The 18,482-nt window shown below is 42.4% G+C and carries 18 protein-coding genes; 2 read left to right on the top strand and 16 right to left on the bottom strand.

Annotation, left to right across the window (positions count from 1 at the left end; all coding sequences use genetic code 11):
- The coding region (locus LFYK43_RS07435) for a transposase (protein ID WP_148095611.1) at positions 1 to 164 on the top strand (164 nt) is incomplete at its 5' end.
- 81 nt (positions 165 to 245) lie between these two features.
- On the opposite strand, the gene pepT is transcribed toward LFYK43_RS07435, so the two are convergent.
- From pepT to rpsU, 14 genes are all read right to left on the bottom strand, one after another.
- The gene (pepT, locus tag LFYK43_RS07430; RefSeq protein ID WP_124976966.1) at positions 246 to 1,487 is read right to left on the bottom strand and encodes a peptidase T; all 1,242 of its coding nucleotides are present in this window, start codon (positions 1,485 to 1,487) and stop codon (positions 246 to 248) included.
- Positions 1,488 to 1,563: 76 nt separating this feature from the next.
- The gene (locus tag LFYK43_RS07425; RefSeq protein WP_124976964.1) at positions 1,564 to 2,679 is read right to left on the bottom strand and encodes a Nif3-like dinuclear metal center hexameric protein; all 1,116 of its coding nucleotides are present in this window, start codon (positions 2,677 to 2,679) and stop codon (positions 1,564 to 1,566) included.
- Positions 2,666 to 3,373, bottom strand: coding sequence for a tRNA (adenine(22)-N(1))-methyltransferase (locus LFYK43_RS07420; RefSeq protein ID WP_124976962.1), 708 nt, complete (start codon positions 3,371 to 3,373; stop codon positions 2,666 to 2,668). The genes LFYK43_RS07425 and LFYK43_RS07420 overlap by 14 nt, the downstream gene beginning before the upstream one ends.
- 174 nt (positions 3,374 to 3,547) lie before the next feature.
- Positions 3,548 to 4,669: an RNA polymerase sigma factor RpoD gene (gene rpoD, locus LFYK43_RS07415; protein WP_124976960.1), complete on the bottom strand. Its 1,122-nt coding sequence runs from the start codon at positions 4,667 to 4,669 to the stop codon at positions 3,548 to 3,550.
- A 13-nt stretch (positions 4,670 to 4,682) separates the two neighbouring features.
- Positions 4,683 to 6,554: a DNA primase gene (gene dnaG, locus LFYK43_RS07410; RefSeq protein WP_124976958.1), complete on the bottom strand. Its 1,872-nt coding sequence runs from the start codon at positions 6,552 to 6,554 to the stop codon at positions 4,683 to 4,685.
- Positions 6,555 to 6,769: 215 nt separating this feature from the next.
- Complete coding sequence (gene glyS, locus LFYK43_RS07405) at positions 6,770 to 8,848, bottom strand: glycine--tRNA ligase subunit beta (protein WP_124976956.1); 2,079 nt, start codon at positions 8,846 to 8,848, stop codon at positions 6,770 to 6,772.
- Between the two features lies 1 nt (position 8,849).
- Positions 8,850 to 9,767 carry a glycine--tRNA ligase subunit alpha gene (glyQ, locus tag LFYK43_RS07400; protein ID WP_124976954.1) on the bottom strand — a complete coding sequence of 306 codons (918 nt, stop codon included), beginning with the start codon at positions 9,765 to 9,767 and terminating at the stop codon, positions 8,850 to 8,852.
- Positions 9,768 to 10,135: 368 nt separating this feature from the next.
- Entirely contained in the window at positions 10,136 to 10,918 is a 783-nt protein-coding gene (recO, locus tag LFYK43_RS07395; RefSeq protein WP_124976952.1) for a DNA repair protein RecO, read from the bottom strand.
- A gap of 61 nt (positions 10,919 to 10,979) precedes the next feature.
- Entirely contained in the window at positions 10,980 to 11,882 is a 903-nt protein-coding gene (gene era, locus LFYK43_RS07390) for a GTPase Era (protein WP_124976950.1), read from the bottom strand.
- Between the two features lie 52 nt (positions 11,883 to 11,934).
- Complete coding sequence (locus tag LFYK43_RS07385) at positions 11,935 to 12,345, bottom strand: diacylglycerol kinase family protein (RefSeq protein ID WP_124976948.1); 411 nt, start codon at positions 12,343 to 12,345, stop codon at positions 11,935 to 11,937.
- Positions 12,323 to 12,802 carry an rRNA maturation RNase YbeY gene (ybeY, locus tag LFYK43_RS07380; RefSeq protein WP_124976946.1) on the bottom strand — a complete coding sequence of 160 codons (480 nt, stop codon included), beginning with the start codon at positions 12,800 to 12,802 and terminating at the stop codon, positions 12,323 to 12,325. Before ybeY ends, LFYK43_RS07385 begins: the two co-directional genes overlap by 23 nt.
- Positions 12,803 to 12,841: 39 nt before the next feature.
- The gene (locus tag LFYK43_RS07375) at positions 12,842 to 13,822 is read right to left on the bottom strand and encodes a PhoH family protein (RefSeq protein WP_124976944.1); all 981 of its coding nucleotides are present in this window, start codon (positions 13,820 to 13,822) and stop codon (positions 12,842 to 12,844) included.
- Between the two features lie 530 nt (positions 13,823 to 14,352).
- Positions 14,353 to 14,799, bottom strand: a complete 447-nt coding sequence (locus tag LFYK43_RS07370; protein ID WP_124976942.1) for a GatB/YqeY domain-containing protein — start codon at positions 14,797 to 14,799, stop codon at positions 14,353 to 14,355.
- 21 nt (positions 14,800 to 14,820) lie between these two features.
- Positions 14,821 to 15,006, bottom strand: coding sequence for a 30S ribosomal protein S21 (rpsU, locus tag LFYK43_RS07365; protein ID WP_003690207.1), 186 nt, complete (start codon positions 15,004 to 15,006; stop codon positions 14,821 to 14,823).
- Positions 15,007 to 15,362: 356 nt separating this feature from the next.
- Here rpsU and LFYK43_RS07360 point away from each other — a divergent pair, with 356 nt between their 5' ends.
- Positions 15,363 to 16,190 (top strand): pyruvate, water dikinase regulatory protein, encoded by an 828-nt coding sequence (locus LFYK43_RS07360; RefSeq protein ID WP_124976940.1) that lies wholly within the window; start codon positions 15,363 to 15,365, stop codon positions 16,188 to 16,190.
- Positions 16,191 to 16,261: 71 nt separating this feature from the next.
- Here the strand turns inward: LFYK43_RS07360 and LFYK43_RS07355 are convergent, their stop codons facing one another.
- Together LFYK43_RS07355 and LFYK43_RS07350 are read right to left on the bottom strand one after the other, a co-directional pair.
- Positions 16,262 to 17,434 carry a CDP-glycerol glycerophosphotransferase family protein gene (locus tag LFYK43_RS07355; RefSeq protein WP_229717994.1) on the bottom strand — a complete coding sequence of 391 codons (1,173 nt, stop codon included), beginning with the start codon at positions 17,432 to 17,434 and terminating at the stop codon, positions 16,262 to 16,264.
- A 21-nt stretch (positions 17,435 to 17,455) separates the two neighbouring features.
- Positions 17,456 to 18,328 carry a YitT family protein gene (locus LFYK43_RS07350; protein ID WP_124976938.1) on the bottom strand — a complete coding sequence of 291 codons (873 nt, stop codon included), beginning with the start codon at positions 18,326 to 18,328 and terminating at the stop codon, positions 17,456 to 17,458.
- Positions 18,329 to 18,482 lie beyond the last annotated feature (154 nt).

The raw sequence follows: 18,482 nt of genomic DNA, 5'->3' as shown, positions 1-18,482 counted from the left end.
CCAACAACAAAATCAAGGTTATCAAGAAGACTGCCTATGGCTTTAGAAACTTTGCCAACTTCCGCCTGCGTATTCTCCTGGCATTAAAGACCAGTTTTTTAAGCATGAATATGCGCAGAGAGATCAAAAAAGCCACCCGTCCCATTCAGGAACAGGCAGCTTGATCAAGCTATACCAATTTTTTGAAATTTTAAATATCATTCCCCATCAGTACTACTTGACGAAGAGCCTCTCTTTCAATCGCATTATTCTGCACTTGCCAAGCGCACGATCTCTAAAATGACATCTGTGGCTTTCTCCATCGTTTGAACCGAAACGTATTCAAAACGAGCATGCATGTTTTCACCACCTGCGAAAAGGTTGGGTGTTGGTAAACCTAAAAATGAAATTTTAGAACCGTCAGTCCCGCCGCGGACAGGCTCGATCACGGGCTGAATGTCAAGGTTTTCCATCGCTTGCTTAGCTAATTCAACCACTGTCATGTCTTTTTCGATTATTTCACGCATATTGTAATATTGATCTTTAAGGTCCAAATGGATCCGCTCTTCAGAAAACTGTTCGTTAAGCTTAGCAACAATATTTTTGATCAATGTTTTGCGTTCTTCAAATTTAGCTCGATCATGATCCCGAATAATGTAGGTCATTTTAGCTTCATCAACGGTACCATTTAGACTAAGTAAATGGAAGAAACCTTGACGGTCAGCTGTTTTTTCTGGGACTTCTGCACTTGGAAGATGATTCTCAAATTCAATCGCTAACTTTAAAGCGTTGATCATCACGCCCTTTGCAGTTGATGGATGGACATCTTTGCCGGTGAAAGTTAAGGTTGCTTGAGCTGCGTTAAAGGTCTCATATTCAAGTTCCCCAAGCGGACCGCCATCAACTGTATAAGCCAAATCGGCACCAAAATCAGCCACTTCAAAATGATCAGCACCAGTTCCAATTTCCTCATCTGGACCGAAACCAGTTTCAATCTCGCCGTGTTTGATCTCGGGATGCTGGACCAGAAATTCGAGTGCTGTGATGATTTCAGCAACTCCAGCTTTGTCGTCGGCACCAAGCAAGGTAGTGCCATCGGTGGTGATCAGATCATCACCTTTGTAATGTTTGAGGTTAGGAAAATCCTTTGGTGTCAATGAATAACCGCTTTGGCCTAGTTTTATTTCAGATTGACCATCATAATTTTCAATCAGCTGAGGTGAAACATTATGGGAGTTAAAGTCGGCAGTATCAATATGAGAAATAAAACCAACTTTTTTAGCTTCTTGACCAGCAGGTAAATTGCTCGGCAAAGTTGCAAAGACATAACTGCTCTCAGGTGCGATCCGGACATTAGACAAACCTAATTCGTTCAATTCGAGTACTAATTCATTGGCAAATTCAACTTGACTATGAGTTGAAGGGCTTGTGGTTGATTCTTCGTTGGAACGTGTTTCCTTACGCACATATTTTAAAAAGCGTGGAACTAAATCATTATATTTTGGCATGAAAAAATCTCCTTTTAAAGTTATATTTCTCTATTTCAGTATATTTTGTTCACAGATCCCCACCGGCGCGGTACGGTTATACAAACATAAATGGATCAGTATTTAATTCAGTTGCCATCACTGTGAGCTGCCAATCTTCTTCCTTCGCCCACCTGGTAAAGAGCTCTTGCAAGCGCGGCTGACAAACCCATTCAAAGTGATGACCGGGGTCGATCACATTCAACTTATTCGCCAACATATCATGTGCTGTATGATAGCTGACATCACCAGTGACATAAACATCAGCTTTTTTAGTTATGGCGTCCGGATAAAATTTCGCACCACTCCCGCCTAAAAGTGCCACCCTTTGTACGGTCTGCTCAAGGTCATCGGTTACGACCCGCAGGGCAGGAATTTTTAAGGCATTTTTGCAAAGTTCAATAAAATCTGACAAGGTTTGCGGTTTCTCTAGTTGACCAACGCGCCCCATCCCGTAGCTGTCTCCCATACCTTCAATTGGATACAGATCAAAAACGATCTGTTCATATGGATGATTAGCATACATCGCGCTTAAAACCTGAGCCTTTTTACGCGCAGGAAAAATAACCTCAACTTTTTCTTCAGCTGCTTCTTCAAGACGGCCGGTTGTGCCTATATAGGGCTGCGCGTCTTGTTCAGGCAGAAAACGACCAGTTCCGGCTTGAGAAAACGAACAAGACGAGTAATTTCCGACCTGTCCTGCACCCGCATGTGCTAGACCGGTTCGTAAACGTTTTGCAGCCGTTTCCGGAACAAACACGGCTAATTTGTAGATTTTTTCTGCTTGAGGTCCAAGGAGCGGTTCGCAATCGACCAGTCCAAGACACTCAGCTAACCAATCATTCATCCCGCCGTTGGCATTATCTAAATTTGTGTGTGCAGCGTAAACTGTGATGTTATGTTTGATCAATTCAGCATACATCTGATTTTGCGGGGAGCTGAGATCAAAACTGTGGATCGGATGAAACATCATCGGATGATGTGCAAAAATAAAATCGACCTGTTTAGCAATAGCTTCTTGGACTGTTTCTGGCCGGACATCGAGCGTCACCAGCATTTTGTGAACTGGGTGATTTAAATCTCCTAGCTGTAATCCTACAGGATCTCCCTTTTCTGCCAATTGCTGAGGCGCAAAATTTTCAAATTTACTGACAATATCTTTAACTGTTGTCATCAGCTAACATCTCCTTGATCAAATCGATCCGTGCCTGCACCATTTTTGACCTGGCACTTGAATCTGTTTTGGCTTTAGTTAGAGAATGCAGGACTTTTTCTTCCCGGTGCAATTCACGCGTCCATTTTTTTATGAAAGCTTGTTCTTTACTTCGCATCAAAAAAGGACCAAACAACATTTCCTCTGCAGCTAATTTTGGAACAGCATCTACTGGAAAAGCCACAATGATCTCATAGATATGTCCGCTTTCTTCCAAGATCTCTTCGGCAGTGATCTCATAGGCATGGGAATTGAGCCAGCGACGGACAGAGTCTTCTCCCACATTCGGCTGGAGAATCAAGCGCGGCCTGTCAGCAAGCTGCTGTTTCCCGGCATTTAAAATGCTGACGATCAATGGCCCACCCATCCCGCAAATAGTAACAGTATCAATTTTATCAGCCTTAGAAAAAGCTTGTAAACCATCGGCTAAGCGGGGAATAACGATTTGATCCATATGAGAATTAGCTATGACCTTAGTCGCATTCTGGTATGGACCGGCTACGACCTCACCTGCAACCGCATATGAGATCTGTCCTTTTTTTGCAAGATACACAGGAAGATAGGCGTGATCAGAGCCAATATCTGCCAAACGCGCGCCCTGGGGCACATAGTGTGCTACACGCATGAGTCTCTGTGATAAATTATTTGCATCCATTCTTAAGTATTCTCCTTGACCGCTAAAGTAATTGTTCAACAAGTCTAATGAATCAATAATTAGTTCATTTAAGCGTAACTTTGCTGAAATATGTAAAAAAAGGGCCGAAATCCATTCGACCCTTTGTTGTGAAACCTGCCTGGCTGATTCAGCTGAAACAGCCATATTTATTTGTTAATCCAAAAAGTCTCTTAATTGTTTTGATCTGGAAGGATGACGTAATTTACGTAAAGCCTTAGCTTCGATCTGACGGATCCGTTCACGAGTGACACCAAAGACTTTGCCGACTTCTTCCAGCGTTCTGGTTCGGCCATCGTCCAATCCAAAGCGTAACCGCAAGACGTTCTCTTCGCGATCAGTCAAGGTATCTAGGACACTCTCTAACTGTTCTTTTAATAATTCAAAAGCAGCGTGATCTGCTGGGCTTGTTGCTTCTTGATCCTCGATAAAATCGCCCAAATGTGAATCATCCTCTTCACCAATAGGCGTTTCCAGAGAAACTGGTTCTTGTGCAATTTTCAAAATTTCACGGACTTTTTCAGTCGGCATGTCCATTTCTGCACCAATTTCCTCAGGGATCGGCTCTCGGCCTAAGTCTTGGAGTAATTGCCGCTGGATTCGAATCAGCTTATTGATCGTTTCGACCATGTGAACTGGGATCCGGATTGTCCGGGCTTGATCCGCGATTGCACGTGTGATTGCTTGACGGATCCACCAGGTTGCATAAGTCGAAAATTTGAATCCTTTACGATAATCAAATTTTTCGACAGCCTTCATCAGCCCCATATTTCCTTCCTGAATCAAATCCAAAAAGGACATACCGCGTCCGACATAGCGTTTCGCAATCGAAACAACCAAACGTAAGTTAGCCTCAGCTAAACGTTGTTTAGAGTATTCATCGCCTTGTTCGATCCGTAATGCTAAGGCAATTTCTTCATCAGCGGTCAACAGGTCAACTCGACCAATTTCTTTGAGGTACATCCGGACCGGATCATTAATTTTGACGCCGGAAGGGGCTGAAACATCACGTTTAGCACTTTCTGCCTGCTTGGTTGCAGCGTGCAGTGCATGTTCGCTCGGTTCGCCTTTTTCATCTACCACCGAGATCCCTGCGTCTTCGACTGATTCGATCAATTTGTCCATTGCATCAGCATTTAATTGGTAAGGTTCGACCAATTCTTTAGATAGGGTTGAATACTTGATCTGTTTTTTTGGTTTATATTGATGAATTAAATTCCGAAGCTCTTTTTTAAATTGTTTTTCAACATTGCTTGTGTTCTTTTTCTCTTCTGCCAAGGTGAGATCCTCCTTATATTGCTGAAATTGCTGCTTGTTTACGTTGTAGTAGTTTGATCAATTCAACTGTTAATAGTGTGACTTGGTCTTGATCGTTCATTCTTTTTGCATGTGCTAACTTGTCGTTAGTGGAATGGATCTTTTCTTCAAGCGGTGAAGCTTCCAAGATCAAACGTAAACAGTCATTGATCTCCATCTCACTAGCCTGTTCGGCGTAATTATTCATCTCAAGTGCAACTACGATCTGTTGGAGCGCACTTTCCTGAACAAAATCCAAAAAAGATGCACTATCATATTCTTGGTACTGGTTAAAATAGCCCTGTGCTAGTAAATACAGTGTTTGATAATTTTCGTGGACAAAACTAAACTCCGGCAAGCTCTGAACTTTCAGCCAAATGCTATGTTCATGCAAAAGGCGGTAAAGCAACAGACGCTCAGCCTGTTCAACTCTAGTCAGATGAACAGGAGCTTGGGACTTACGGTCTGGTACACTGCTTGGAACACTGCTATTAGTTTTTTTTTGGCGGACTTTTTGTTGGTCTGCTTGAAGTGAAGCCCGAACATCCCGGAGCTGTGTTTCCAAATTACTTTTAGTGATTTGAAAGCGTTCAGCGATTCGATTCAGGTATAGATCCTGTTCAATTGGATCATTACTTCGGGCTAATTCATGCAAAACGTCATCGATATAGCCCAGCTGATCTTGCTCATTAGTTAAATTACGGTCTTGTTGATAGTAACTGAAATAAAAATCCAGCTCCCCTGTTTTACCATGGTGAACACGATCAGCAAACTTTTCTGCCCCGTATTTTTTAACGTATTCATCCGGGTCTAGTTTTTCCGGAAGCGTGATCACACTTAAACCAAAACGTTCTACAGAATTCAGTAATTCTAAGGCCCGTTTTGTAGCATTTTGCCCAGGTTCATCACCATCGTAACAAATACTGATATTTTTGGTGGCACGTGCCAGCGTATAAACTTGTTGTTCCGTTAGACTCGTCCCCATCGAGGCGACCCCATTTTTGACACCGGACCGATAAGCCGCTAAGACATCCATGAAACCTTCAAACAGAACAATACTTTTCTCTCGCCGCGCTTCAACGCGGGCTTTGTCAAAGTTGAAAAGCACTTCCCGTTTATTAAACAATTCAGTTTCTGGTGAATTTAGATATTTGGGTTTATTATCGTTCTTTGCCAGCAAACGTCCTGAAAAACCGATTACTTGCCCCACTGCATTTCTCAAAGGAAACATCACTCGGTCAGTGAAACGATCATTCAGTTTACCATCTTGTGATTCAACGAAGAGTCCAGATTTGCGCAACAACTGATAATCCGGTTGATGTTCACTAAAAAACGGCATCAACAGCCTTTTCGACGGCGCATAGCCTAACTGAAATTCTGTGATCAAATCATCGGACAAACCACGTTGATGCAGATACTCTAAGGCACTTTCACCCAGCTGCGTATTAACCAAAATATGGTGATATAATTCAGCCGCCTCACGGTGATATTCTTTGAGCGTCCGAGTTGTACTATTATCTTGGTCACTAGCACCACCATTTTCACCCGCGGCAACCGCATCGGCATACTGGCTGTCGATCTTGATGTTGCCAAGTTCGGCGACTCTGATCACAGCCGCTGGAAAATCGAGATTCTCGATCTCCATCATGAATTTAAAGACATTACCACCACGATGACAAGAAAAACAAGTGAAAATTTGTTTTTGTTCATTCACAGAAAAAGAACCAGAAGTTTCCGGATGAAATGGACACAAACCAAACCAATTTTTGCCTGAACGATGCATCTGGACATATTGTTCTACAATGTCCAGAATATTGACTTGCGAACGAACATCATCGATCACCACTTCAGGGATCATTCTGCTCAAGTGATCACCTCAAAACGCTGCAATTTAAGTGGAATAAAGCCGCACTCCAGAGGTGCGACTTTACCACAGTTATTTTTTTACATAATCAATATTAATCTTATAATGAAACCCATTCTGATGCAAGCAAAAAGTCTCTCACTTTTAGTAATTTTCTAAATTCAAGTTAGTTAAAAAACGGAGGAAATGATCCCTTCCGTTTTTTAGTCTTGCTTGTTTTATTTGACGTTCAGATTATCAAGGGCGCCGAAAGCTAAAGTTAGTTCAGCCACTAAGTTTAATTCTGAAAGACGGTTGCTTCTGATTTGCTGATTATCAGCCATAACCATTGTTTCTTCAAAATATGCACTGATTGGTTCGCGCAAACTGGCCAGTGCCAAATATTTCTCGTCGAGGTCTTGTTTTGCAAAGTTATTTTTTACCTGACTGACCGCTTGGAAGAGCTTTGTTTCGGTTTCATTTTCGAACAACGCTGGGTCAACATGTTCAGAAATTTCAGCTTGATTCTTACTTGCCAGCCGAACTGTTCTGGTTAAGGCTTCGACACTTTCCTTAAAGTCACTATCGGACTGATGCTTAGTTAAGACATCGGCTGCAGCAAAGATCTGCTGGAAGGTATTAGTTTTAGCCGCAACGACTGTTTGAATGATGTCGTATTTATAGTCCTGATCGGCTAATAATACGTCGATCCGGTCTAAAATAAACTTGTGCCATTCAGCTGAGTTATGCTGCGGATCAGTATTTTCGTACAGGCTTTGCTCTTTGTTAAAGGCATGATCAACTGCATCCTGCAGCATTTTTAACGAGAGGGACCAGTTTTGGTCCAAGGCGATCCGAACGATCCCTAATGCCTGTCGTCTCAGAGCGTAAGGATCATTTGATCCGCTTGGTAATAAATCAACCGCAAAGAAGGATTGAATGCTGTCCAGTTTGTCAGCCACTGCCAGGATCGCCCCAACTTCTGTTTCAGGCAACTGTCCTTCTGAACCTAGCGGCAAGTAAGATTCTCTAACTGCTTGAGCTACAGTGTCGTTTTCACCAAATAAACGAGCGTAGATCTCCCCCATAATTCCTTGTAATTCTGAAAATTCGCCCACCATTTCAGTCACAATATCGAACTTATAAATTCGGGATGCGCGTGCAAGATCTTTTAATTGCGCGGCATTCAGACCTAATTTTTCACCTAAATATTCAACAATAATTGAGACCCGCTGCATCTTAGCATAAATTGTTCCAATTTTATCGTGGAACATGACATTTTTGAGCCGATCGACACTAGTTTCGATCGGGGTCTTTTGATCTTCTTCGTAAAAGAATTTCGCATCTTCAAGTCTAGCAGTCAAAACTTTCTCGTTACCGGCGACCACATTCTCCAAATGTTCTTGGTTTCCATTGCGAACAGAAACGAAATATGGCAGCATTTCTTTGTCCTTTCCTAGCACATAGAAGAAACGCTGGTGATCTTTCATTGAAGTAATTAAGACTTCATCTGGTAAGGAAAGGTATTCTTCGGCGAATTTACCGGCAAAAACAGTCGGGTATTCAACTAAATTATTTACTTCTTCCAGCAAATCTGGGTCGATCACGATTTCCCAGTTATGCTGAGCTGCTAATTCATTAATTTGCTTGGTGATCATTTCCTTACGTTGCTGTGCATCTGCGATCACTTTTTCTGTGAGTAACAATTCTGGATAATCAGCTGCTGATGAAAGCTGAATATCTTGGCCGAGGAAACGATGACCTGCTGAGATCCGGTCTGCTTTAATTGTCAACACTTGAACGGGGATCACCGCATCATCCAGTAGGCAAACCAACCAGCGGATCGGACGAACATACTCGAAACTGTTTGTGCTCCAGCGCATCATCGTTGGAAAACGCATCGCAGTGATCACTGAGTCCACGCCTTGCAAAACTTCCGCCACTGGCTGACCTAAAATAGCTTTTTGGACGTAGGCATACTCAGTTCCTTTGAATTCTTTAAAATAAATTTGGTCCGGTGAAACGCCTTGGCCACGACAAAATCCTTGGGCTGCTTTAGACCAGTTGCCCTCCTCATCAAGAGCGATTTTCTTAGCCGGGCCCTTAGCCTCTTCTTTAATATCGGGCTGTTTATCAGCTAAGCCTAGGACTTTCACTGCCAAACGGCGCGGGGTTGAATAGGTTTCAATTTTGGCAAAAGTGATCCTTTGATCTTGTAAAAACTGTTCCATTCTTGATGCCAATTGTTCAGCACTCGGAGTAACAACATGTGCCGGGATCTCTTCTAAACCGATTTCCAGTAAGAATGTGTGTTCCATCTTAATTGTCCTCCTTTAATAATTTTGCTTTCAATTTCTCGTCTTTGATCAACGGGAAGCCTAATTTTTTCCGTTCTGCGACAAAAACTTTTGCGACAGATTTTGCCATATTGCGGATCCGAGCCAAGTAACCAGCACGCTCCGTCACAGAAACAGCTCCGCGCGCGTCTAACAAGTTAAATGTGTGGCTGCACTTCAGAATATAATCATAAGCAGGATGGACCAGTCCATTTGCAATCTGGGCTTTGGCTTCACTTTCAAACTCGTCAAAAGCTTTCAATAACATCGCCTGGTTGCTTTCTTCAAACGCATACTTCGATTGCTCATACTCTGGTTCTGAGAAAATATCACCATATTTCACGCCATCAGCCCACTCCAAGTCAAAAACAGATTGGACATCTTGAATATAAGATGAGAGACGTTCAAGACCATATGTGACTTCAGCAGCCACTGGCCAGACTTCGAGACCGCCCACCTGTTGGAAATAAGTAAACTGGGTGATCTCCATTCCATCCAGCCAGACTTCCCAACCTACACCGGCACAGCCCATTGACGGGTTTTCCCAGTTATCTTCGACAAAGCGAATATCATGTTCCTTAGAGTCGATCCCTAAGGCAGCAAGACTCTCCAAATAAAGGTCCTGAATATTGGCTGGAGAAGGCTTCATGATAACTTGGAACTGATGATGCTGGTATAAACGGTTGGGGTTTTGCCCATAACGTCCATCAGCAGGACGGCGAGACGGTTCTACATAAGCGACATTCCATGGTTCAGGTCCGATCGCACGCAAAAATGTGTATGGGCTCATGGTCCCAGCCCCTTTTTCGGTATCATAGGACTGCATCAACATACACCCCTGTTTTGACCAAAATTGCTGCAAGGTCAATATGATTTCTTGAATACTTAACTTCTTAGACATGCAGGTTTCCTCCTTGAATAGATGAATAAGGTTTGAACATGGCGACAGATTTAAGCAAAGCGATTAACCAATTTGAGTCAAAAAAAGTCCCTATGCTAGCATTTTTTCAATGCTGCATAGGGACGGTCAGACGATCGCGGTTCCACCCTACTTTCGGTTAAAACAACCGACTGCTTACTTAATACGACTAAAGATTGCCACTCGATCGGCTGAGATGTCTGCTCGCACTTTCCAGACTCGCTAAGATCCGCCGGATCGATCATATCTTATTATTGCCACCGTTATTCGAATACTTCAACATTAAGCCAGAATTTGGGCTTTGTCAAGCAAAATTCGTGGCAGCCGTCAAGCTCACTTGGCTTTTAAGCTTAATGACCTTCCTTTAGGATCTGATCCCAGCTGCCCATCTGATCGAGAAACTTTTTTGCTTTGACATAAACACCGACTTGATCAGTATAAATAGTATCTAGTGTCTGGCGAAGTTTTTTCTTAGTGGCCGCCTTGACCTTGATCGAGTGTAATTGGGTTAAGTCCAGAGCTGAAAAAAGCCGCAGATAATACACTGTTCGCTGATCCAAGTGCAGCCGATCGAGGTCCAGATACCAATGTCTTTGGCAAAGCAATCCCCCGTATGCTTCAGAAAAATCAAAAACGCCCTGCGTTTCATGACAGACCACACAACTTTCCATGTATGGTTTGACCCCAAAAACATCCAGGAGCTGAACCTCGATAATATTGGCGATGATCGCAGGGTCAAATTCTTGGTCGATCAAAGATAACGCACTCGCAATTTTAGTGAACCAGCCTGCCGGCAAGGGTTCATCGTTTGAAAATGCCGCCCCTGCTAAGCCTAAAATATAAGCTGCATAGGCATTCAGCTCAATATCAGAGTATATTTGCTGATACTGTTCTAGTTCACGCGTGCCATTAATAAAAGACAGCCCTTCATCGTTGACATTGCCGAAATAAGTCCCATGAGAAAAAGGCAGGATCGCGGAAGCAAGCTTAAAACCGCGACGGCGTGCCCCGCGGACAAAAAATGTTTTGAAGCCGTAATGATCGGTCAGGATCTTAACTAACATATCGCGTTCTTTATAGTCAGCACGTGAAACGACGATCCCTTGAAAATCGACTCCTTGATGCTTTGTCATGAAGCTGCCTTCTTTCGCTTAGAAGCCGGTCCAGGTCAGCTGACTTGAACCGGCGCGATTTTTAATAATCATCTTGTTGGTAGCCAAAGGATTGAAGGTCTGTTTCTCGGTCCTTCCAATTTTCTTGGACCTTGACCCAAAGCTCCAGATAAACACGGTCACCTAAGAGATGTTCAATATCCTTACGAGCTAGAACTCCGATTTTTTTCAGCATCTGGCCGCCTTTGCCGATAATGATCCCTTTTTGACTATTGCGTTCCACAATAATTTTAGCTGAAACTTGGACCTTTTGCTCATCTTGCCGTTTAACTCGTTCCGTGACAACAGCGACTGAATGCGGCACTTCTTCCCGGGTCAACTGGTTGACCTTTTCGCGGATCAATTCTGAGATTATAAAACGTTCTGGATGATCAGTAATTTGATCTTCCGGGTAAAATTGCGGCCCTTCTGGCAGATCCGTCACTAAGTTATCTATCAGTTCCGGAACATTATTCCCCTTGAGGGCTGAAATCGGATAGACCTCTTGAAAATCCAAAGCTTTGCGATAATCATCAACGATCGGCAGCAATTGATCTGGATGGATCTGGTCGATTTTATTGATCAGCAAATAAATTGGCTGTTTAACATTTTTAAGACGTTCGATGATAAAATCGTCGCCCTTGCCGCGTTTTTGAGTCGCATTGACCATAAATAGCACGGCATCGACTTCATTTAAAGTTGAAAGTGCAGATTCGACCATAAAGTCGCCCAACTTACTTTGGGGTTTATGGATCCCTGGGGTATCAATAAAGACGATCTGCGCCTCATTGGTAGTGTAGACACCTTGGATCTTATTTCTAGTAGTTTGCGGTTTGTCACTCATGATCGCAATTTTTTCACCAATGACACGGTTAATGAAGGTTGATTTGCCGACATTTGGCCGTCCAATGATCGCAACAAAACCAGAATGAAAATTTTCAGTCATATTTTTTCCCTTTCCTCACTAAATTACATTATTACTACATTCAAGCAGTTTGTTAAAAGAACATTGCCCAGATCTTAGGTAATAAGATCAACGTTGCCGTAAAAACTGCGTAGAGCGAGGCCAATAACACAGCCCCTGCTGCAATGTCTTTTGCCTTTTTAGCCGGTTCTTTGAATGTCGGGCCGCAAACCAGGTCGACCAGATTTTCGATAACTGTGTTCCAAGCTTCGCTGGCTAAAACTAAAAATATTGCCAAAAGCAAGCTGCGCCACTCGTTGTTTGAAACATGCAACACAAAACCTGCTAAAATAACTAAAATTGCTGCAAAACAGTCAAAGCGAAAATTGCGTTCATCCCGATAAACGGTTTGTAGACCGACAAAAGCATGCTTGAAGGCTTGGATAAAACTACGGTTTTTCCATGAAGTTTTGCTGTGCTTTCTATCTTTTAAGACCATAGGCATCCAAAATCTTTCTTTGTAATCCGAACATCTCTTTTTCATCATTAGGCTGCATGTGGTCATACCCGTTTAAATGTAAAAAACCGTGGACGACTAAAAAGCCCAGTTCTCTTTCTTGTGAATGACCAAGATATTCTGCTTGTTCTTTGACTTTATCTAAAGATACAAAAATATCCCCAATGTTTTTGGGAAAATCAAAATCTTCATCCTCAGCAAAAATTATTGGTTCTTCACTACCGTCATCTTCTTCGATAGCAAAGCTGATAACATCAGTTGCTTTATCGACTCCGCGGTATTGCCGATTGATTTCATGGATCTTTGCATTGTCAACCAAAGTGACAGACATTTCAGTGTTATCGGGCAAATTAATGTATTCCCCAGCGTAGTTCAAAAGTTTTTCGATCAATTCGAGCCACTCAGGTGAAGCCGTTTTTGTTTCATCAAATATTTCTAGATCCATAATTCAAATTTTCCTCGATTTCTATGCTAACTAGGCACTTTAATGCAATACCTGATTCCCAGTCTTTTCATAGGCAGTAATAATTTCAGAGACAACTGGATGGCGGACGACTTCGGTTGCAGAAAACTCAATAAAATTGATCCGTGGCAGCCCTTGTAAAACTTTACGCGCATCAACCAGCCCGCTTTGTTGATGACCCTTAGGCAGATCGATCTGGCTCACATCTCCATTAACAACCATTTGGGACCCAAAGCCTAAACGAGTCAAAAACATTTTCATCTGAGCTCGGGTCGTATTTTGAGCTTCATCCAAAATAACAAAGGCATTCTCTAAAGTTCTTCCCCGCATATAAGCTAAGGGAGCAATTTCAATTACACCGCGCTCAATCAGGCGTTCAGTGTGTTCCGCCCCTAGGATCGCGTAAAGCGCATCATAAATCGGGCGTAAATACGGGTCAACTTTTTCTTTCAAGTCGCCTGGCAAGAATCCCAAAGATTCACCGGCTTCAACTGCCGGCCGGGTCAAGACAAGGCGTTCCACTTGTTTTTTCTTCAAAGCTGCAACAGCCATAACGACTGCTAAATATGTCTTACCCGTCCCAGCTGGACCAATTCCAAAGACTAAATCATTTTTCCTGATTGCTTGAACATATTTGCGCTGCCCCAAGTTTTTTGCCCGCACCGGACGCCCATGGTTGTCTTTGATCAGCGTTTCGGTGTAAAGGTCTTGAAAATAGGCAAGCGTCTCGTTATGCGCCATTGTAAGTGCAGATAAAACATCACTTTCTGCAATCGTGACCCCAGACTCGATCAGACTCAGCAGCTCACTGAGCACCGCCTTGGCAAGAGCCACTTCAGCTTTTGAGCCTTTGATTTTGATCTCATTACCGAATGGGCGGATGAGCACTGAGAGATCTTCTTCGATCAATTTCAAAAAACTGTTATTGACTCCAAATAAAACCGCCTGCTCATCCGGCTGGTCAACTCGTAGTTCTTCTTCAATTACTTGTTTTTCAGACAAATCGGACTTCCCCTTTGAAGTAAAAGTTAAATTAACGTCAACTGCCGCAGACCACAACTGACCTCTAATAAATATCCGCGGCAATTTTACTAGTTCAGCATGACGGTTCGCTGAGCGAAGAAATTGCACCAACTATCCGCTGACCGACACGTGTGCTGAGTCTCTATGTGAAAAAAAGACATTGATTTCCTAAATGAAAATATTTTGACGGCCATGTTTTTCATACTTCTGATTTGGATAATGGTTGGCTGCTCAAAAAAAGTGGTTGTTAGAAATGTGACTAGCCAACTCAGATCACATTTCAAGGTCAAACGTTGCTCTTAATTTGTATTAATTGTCAGGAACATGTCAGAAAACCGCCGTTAAATAACACTAACACCGTTTTTAACATGCCTTGGAAATGTTGTGTAAACTCGGCCGCTTTCCACGGAAACATTTACTTAAATATAGCTTATCCGCCAAATTATCGCAAGTCGGCAATTCTTCTGACGTAAAAAAGAGCTCGGCCGTTATGACCGAACTCCATTTACTTAATTTGCAAGCAATTCTTTAACTACCGAGTTAACGAGTTTGCCATCTGCCTTACCTTTAAGCTTTGGCATCACTGCACCCATGACTTTACCAAAATCACCGGGTGTTTCGGCATGGACTGTCGCAATAGTTTCTGCAACAATACTTTTGACTTCCTCTTCACTAAGTTGTGCAGGTAAATATGCTTGGACAACTTTGATTTCTTCTTCGAGACTGGCAACAGTATCAGGACGATCAGCAGCCTTAAATTCTTCTAAAGAATCCTTGCGCTGCTTTAATTCACGCGCTAAAACCGCTACTTCTTCATCTGGAGTTAAATCATGCCCCAAATTAATCTTTTCATTGGTAGCTGCCGCTTTCAGCATCCGGATCGTGCTTAATTTCTGCTTATCCTTAGCCTTCATTGCAGCGACCATATCTTTTTGCAGAGTATCTAACAAACTCACTACATCTGCCCCCTTAGGACTTTAGAAACGACGTTTGTTTTTACGTTTTCTAGCTGCTTCAGATTTTTTCTTACGCTTAACACTTGGCTTCTCGTAGAATTCACGTTTCCGGTATTCTTGCAATGTACCTGTTTTGGAAACGGTACGTTTGAAGCGACGAAGAGCGTCATCAAGAGATTCGTTTTTACGAACGACTGTCTTTGACATGATGTTTTCCCTCCCTCCGAGCTTAAAGTGTAACCGTATAAAATTGCATAAACACACAAACTTAACAGTTCTTTATTATTATACATAAACATAAAATACGCGTCAATATATTCTTAAAACTCAATCACAAAAATTTCGATATTCTATCTTTACAGCTAGCACTTGTGATAATTTTTATTACCCTTCCAGCAGCTGACTCGAATCAATGGAACCGCTTTTTTAGTTTGAATCAACCAAAATTCCAGGTATAATTAAAGATAAGTTAGGGGTAGACGTCCACTCAGTTTTTATCAAGGTCAGACTCAATTTTAGCTGAGTCCTTATTCCCCGCCAGAACCGTTAAGGAGGAGCTTTTTATGCTAGAAAAGAAAAAAACGACAATTTTCGTCATTTCGGATTCAATCGGTGAAACCGCCTATAATCTAGTTCAAGCTGCGGCAGTGCAATTTCCTGAAGTAAATTTTGATGTCCAACAATACCCGCTGGTCAGAACGGAATCGCTCTTAAATGGGATCTTAAAAAGAGCCAAGCGTGTCAACGCAACGATCGTACACACTTTAGTCTTACCAGAGCTATCGCAAAGAGTTGAAGAATATTGTCACGAAAATTCGCTGCAATGCATCGGTGTTTTAGACCGGCTGTTGAAAATGTTCGCAAAAAGAACACAGATCCAGCCCAAACTAGAAGCTGGTATGAACCATCACACTGATCAAGACTATTTCAAACGAATCGAATGTATGGAGTTCGCAGTAACTTACGATGATGGAAAAGATCCAAGCGGATTTACTCAGGCGGATATTGTGCTGCTAGGAATTTCCCGGACATCCAAGACCCCGCTTTCACTTTATCTGGCAAATAAAGGATATAAAGTTGCTAACCTGCCGCTTGTCCCAAAGACAAAGATCCCAGAGGAGATCTATTCGATCGACCCGCAAAAGATTTTTGGGCTGGTCAACGACCCAGCTGTCCTGAATTCAATCAGGCGTCAAAGAATGGTTGCTTACGGGTTAGATCCAGACTCACACTATTCTAACATCGAGAATATTAACAATGAGCTTAATTTTTCCCAAGAATTATACCGTAAGTTGGGCTGCCTTGTGATCAATACGGCCAATAAGTCGATCGAAGAAACAGCCACACTGATCATGGAAAGCCTCCATGATCATCAGGACCCAACTGAATAAATTTTTTCTCTTCTAAAAATGGCAGTGATCATGAACCTAAACTCTAGCGGTTCGCAGATCACTGCCATCTTTTATTTGCCAAAAAAATATTTTTCCAAAACACGCTGCACGGCTTTACCGTCATTGGCAGAATTCCACAGATGGTTAAATGCAGTAAATTCCTGTTTTTCAAGCGGTGCTTGCAAAAGCGTGGCTAACTGAGGAGCAGAAGTCACGAGTTTACCAGGGATCCACTCGCTAAAATCTTTTTGAATACCGACGATCTGTGCATAACTGTTATAGTCATAGCAATAAAAAATAACCTGTTGCGCGTTTTTCAATAATGTGTAATCAAAAATAACGGAAGAATAATCCGTGATGAGTCTGTCTGTAATAACGAGTAATTCTTCAGTGCTGAAATCGTCGACCCAGACAACGTTTTTCAAATCCTGTTCCTGTAATTCCTGCAAAGCTGCAGTTACTTGCGGATGTACCTTGATTATTAAGGTCTGCTGGGCCGACAAGGCAGAAACTATTTTTTTAAAATCAGCTGGCAACTGTAAGTAGGTGTCTCCGCCGTCTGTTTCTCTGTAAGTCGGGGCATAAAGAATAATTTCCTGGTTGACTAGTTCCGGATGTTTTAAATAAATCTGTTTTCTGGTCTGAATGGTTTTTTCATTGGCAAAGAGCAGATCAGTACGCGGATAACCCAAGACTTGGATCTTCTCAGGCGATTGGTGGTAGCTGTTGCAAAAAACCTCCCCCATTTTATCGGAGCCAACAATAAAGTCATCAAATTGATCATATACTTTTTGAAAACGCGTTTTGTCGCTCTTTGACCTGTTTTTGGTACGCGGTTCTTCCCAACCAAAAGTTTTGACTGCGCCGTTAGCATGCCACAGCTGAATCACCTTTGTCTGAGAATGGTCGAATGCACATCCTCCCAAAAATGCGAAATAATTATCGGCAAAAATTAAGCGCGCAGCCATCACCACTTTAAGCTGCTGAAAAATAAACTTAAAGCCATCGGCAAATAAATAACACTTTATCCCGCGTTCTCGTAATTGCTCAGCACTTTGCTGACAATTACTTCGGTATAAGACCGTTAGCTGCCCGCTTTGTTCCTGGGAAATTCTTTCAGCCAACCGCAAAATAAAATCTTCGTTGCCAGTAAAGCTCATCAGATAGACAGTCGCTTGCGGCTTTTTCATGCGAATGATCCGAGAGTAAAGACTGATCATCCATATGTATAACATTTTTACCATATTAGAAAAACCACCTCCAAATTACGGTTCAGGTTCATAAAAATGTCCCATGATATGAACATTTTCTGCGATGCTGACAAAAGCGTGTTGATCTGCTTCATGCATTGCACGCTCTAATTCAGATTGTTCATACTGGGAAATGATAGTGAATAAGATCGTTTGAGCATCGTGCTTGTAGGCACCTTCGACTCCATGAACAATTGTTACTCCACGCCTAAGTCGTGTTTGAATAGATTCGATCACACTGTTTGGCCGAGCAGTTACGATCATGACCTGCATTTTCTTTTGCCGCGTATAAACCATATCCATGACCCGGGCATTAACGACGAGTCCTAGTGCAGAATAAAAAGCATACGGCCAGCCAAACATAAAGCCGGCAGCGACAACGATGAAAGCATTAAAAGCCATATTGATCGTGCCGATCGATTTCCCGGTATGTTTTTTGACAGTTAAGCCCATGATATCCAGCCCACCGGTTGAGATCCCATTTTTTAATGCCAGCCCAGTCCCAAAACCGTTGACGGCGCCGCCAAAAATTGCACAAATAATGGGATCATGCGTTAATGTTAGCGGCTGGATCACCTTGATCATAATACTGGAAAAAATGACTGCCAGGAAAGTGAAGATAGTAAAACGATGTCCAATTTGTTTCCAAGCCAAGAAAAATAACGGCACATTTAACACAAACAGCCACAATGCGGCTGAGATCGGAAGAGCTGTACCTTTGCACAAGGTTGCCAGCAACTGTGCTAAGCCTGTGATGCCTGAAGAGTAAATGTGACCCGGGGTCCAAAAGAAGTTCATCGCGATCGAAACGATGATCCCGTACATAAATGCCGTAGAAATACGCATTAAATAAGCATGTCTTTTCCATATCCGCTGTAGCTCGTCCATTATATTTTTTGCTGCTCCTTTATACTTTCCCTTGTATTAGTGCAAATTTGCTTAAATCTAACTTATTATAACAACACCCCTCTTTTTTAGCAAAAGCGGTGAAAAAAAGTTCACGAATCAAATAATATTCTCCATCACTACGATAAAAAAGGCC

It is taken from the genome of Ligilactobacillus salitolerans (genome assembly GCF_003864415.1).
Taxonomy (GTDB): domain Bacteria; phylum Bacillota; class Bacilli; order Lactobacillales; family Lactobacillaceae; genus Ligilactobacillus; species Ligilactobacillus salitolerans.
Note: the sequence above shows the minus strand (reverse complement) of the source record. Positions and strands in the feature narration are given on the sequence as shown.

Bases quoted from the DNA above. Each gene is read 5' to 3' on its own strand.
- LFYK43_RS07425 (WP_124976964.1), bottom strand. From the start codon at position 2,679: ATGACAACAGTTAAAGATATTGTCAGTAAATTTGAAAATTTTGCGCCT.
- pepT (WP_124976966.1), bottom strand. From the start codon at position 1,487: ATGCCAAAATATAATGATTTAGTTCCACGCTTTTTAAAATATGTGCGT.
- LFYK43_RS07420 (WP_124976962.1), bottom strand. From the start codon at position 3,373: ATGGATGCAAATAATTTATCACAGAGACTCATGCGTGTAGCACACTAT.
- era (WP_124976950.1), bottom strand. From the start codon at position 11,882: ATGACTGAAAATTTTCATTCTGGTTTTGTTGCGATCATTGGACGGCCA.
- ybeY (WP_124976946.1), bottom strand. From the start codon at position 12,802: ATGGATCTAGAAATATTTGATGAAACAAAAACGGCTTCACCTGAGTGG.
- LFYK43_RS07350 (WP_124976938.1), bottom strand. From the start codon at position 18,328: ATGGACGAGCTACAGCGGATATGGAAAAGACATGCTTATTTAATGCGT.
- LFYK43_RS07355 (WP_229717994.1), bottom strand. From the start codon at position 17,434: ATGGTAAAAATGTTATACATATGGATGATCAGTCTTTACTCTCGGATC.
- recO (WP_124976952.1), bottom strand. From the start codon at position 10,918: ATGACAAAGCATCAAGGAGTCGATTTTCAAGGGATCGTCGTTTCACGT.
- LFYK43_RS07385 (WP_124976948.1), bottom strand. From the start codon at position 12,345: ATGCCTATGGTCTTAAAAGATAGAAAGCACAGCAAAACTTCATGGAAA.
- glyS (WP_124976956.1), bottom strand. From the start codon at position 8,848: ATGGAACACACATTCTTACTGGAAATCGGTTTAGAAGAGATCCCGGCA.
- rpsU (WP_003690207.1), bottom strand. From the start codon at position 15,006: ATGTCAAAGACAGTCGTTCGTAAAAACGAATCTCTTGATGACGCTCTT.
- glyQ (WP_124976954.1), bottom strand. From the start codon at position 9,767: ATGTCTAAGAAGTTAAGTATTCAAGAAATCATATTGACCTTGCAGCAA.
- LFYK43_RS07360 (WP_124976940.1), top strand. From the start codon at position 15,363: ATGCTAGAAAAGAAAAAAACGACAATTTTCGTCATTTCGGATTCAATC.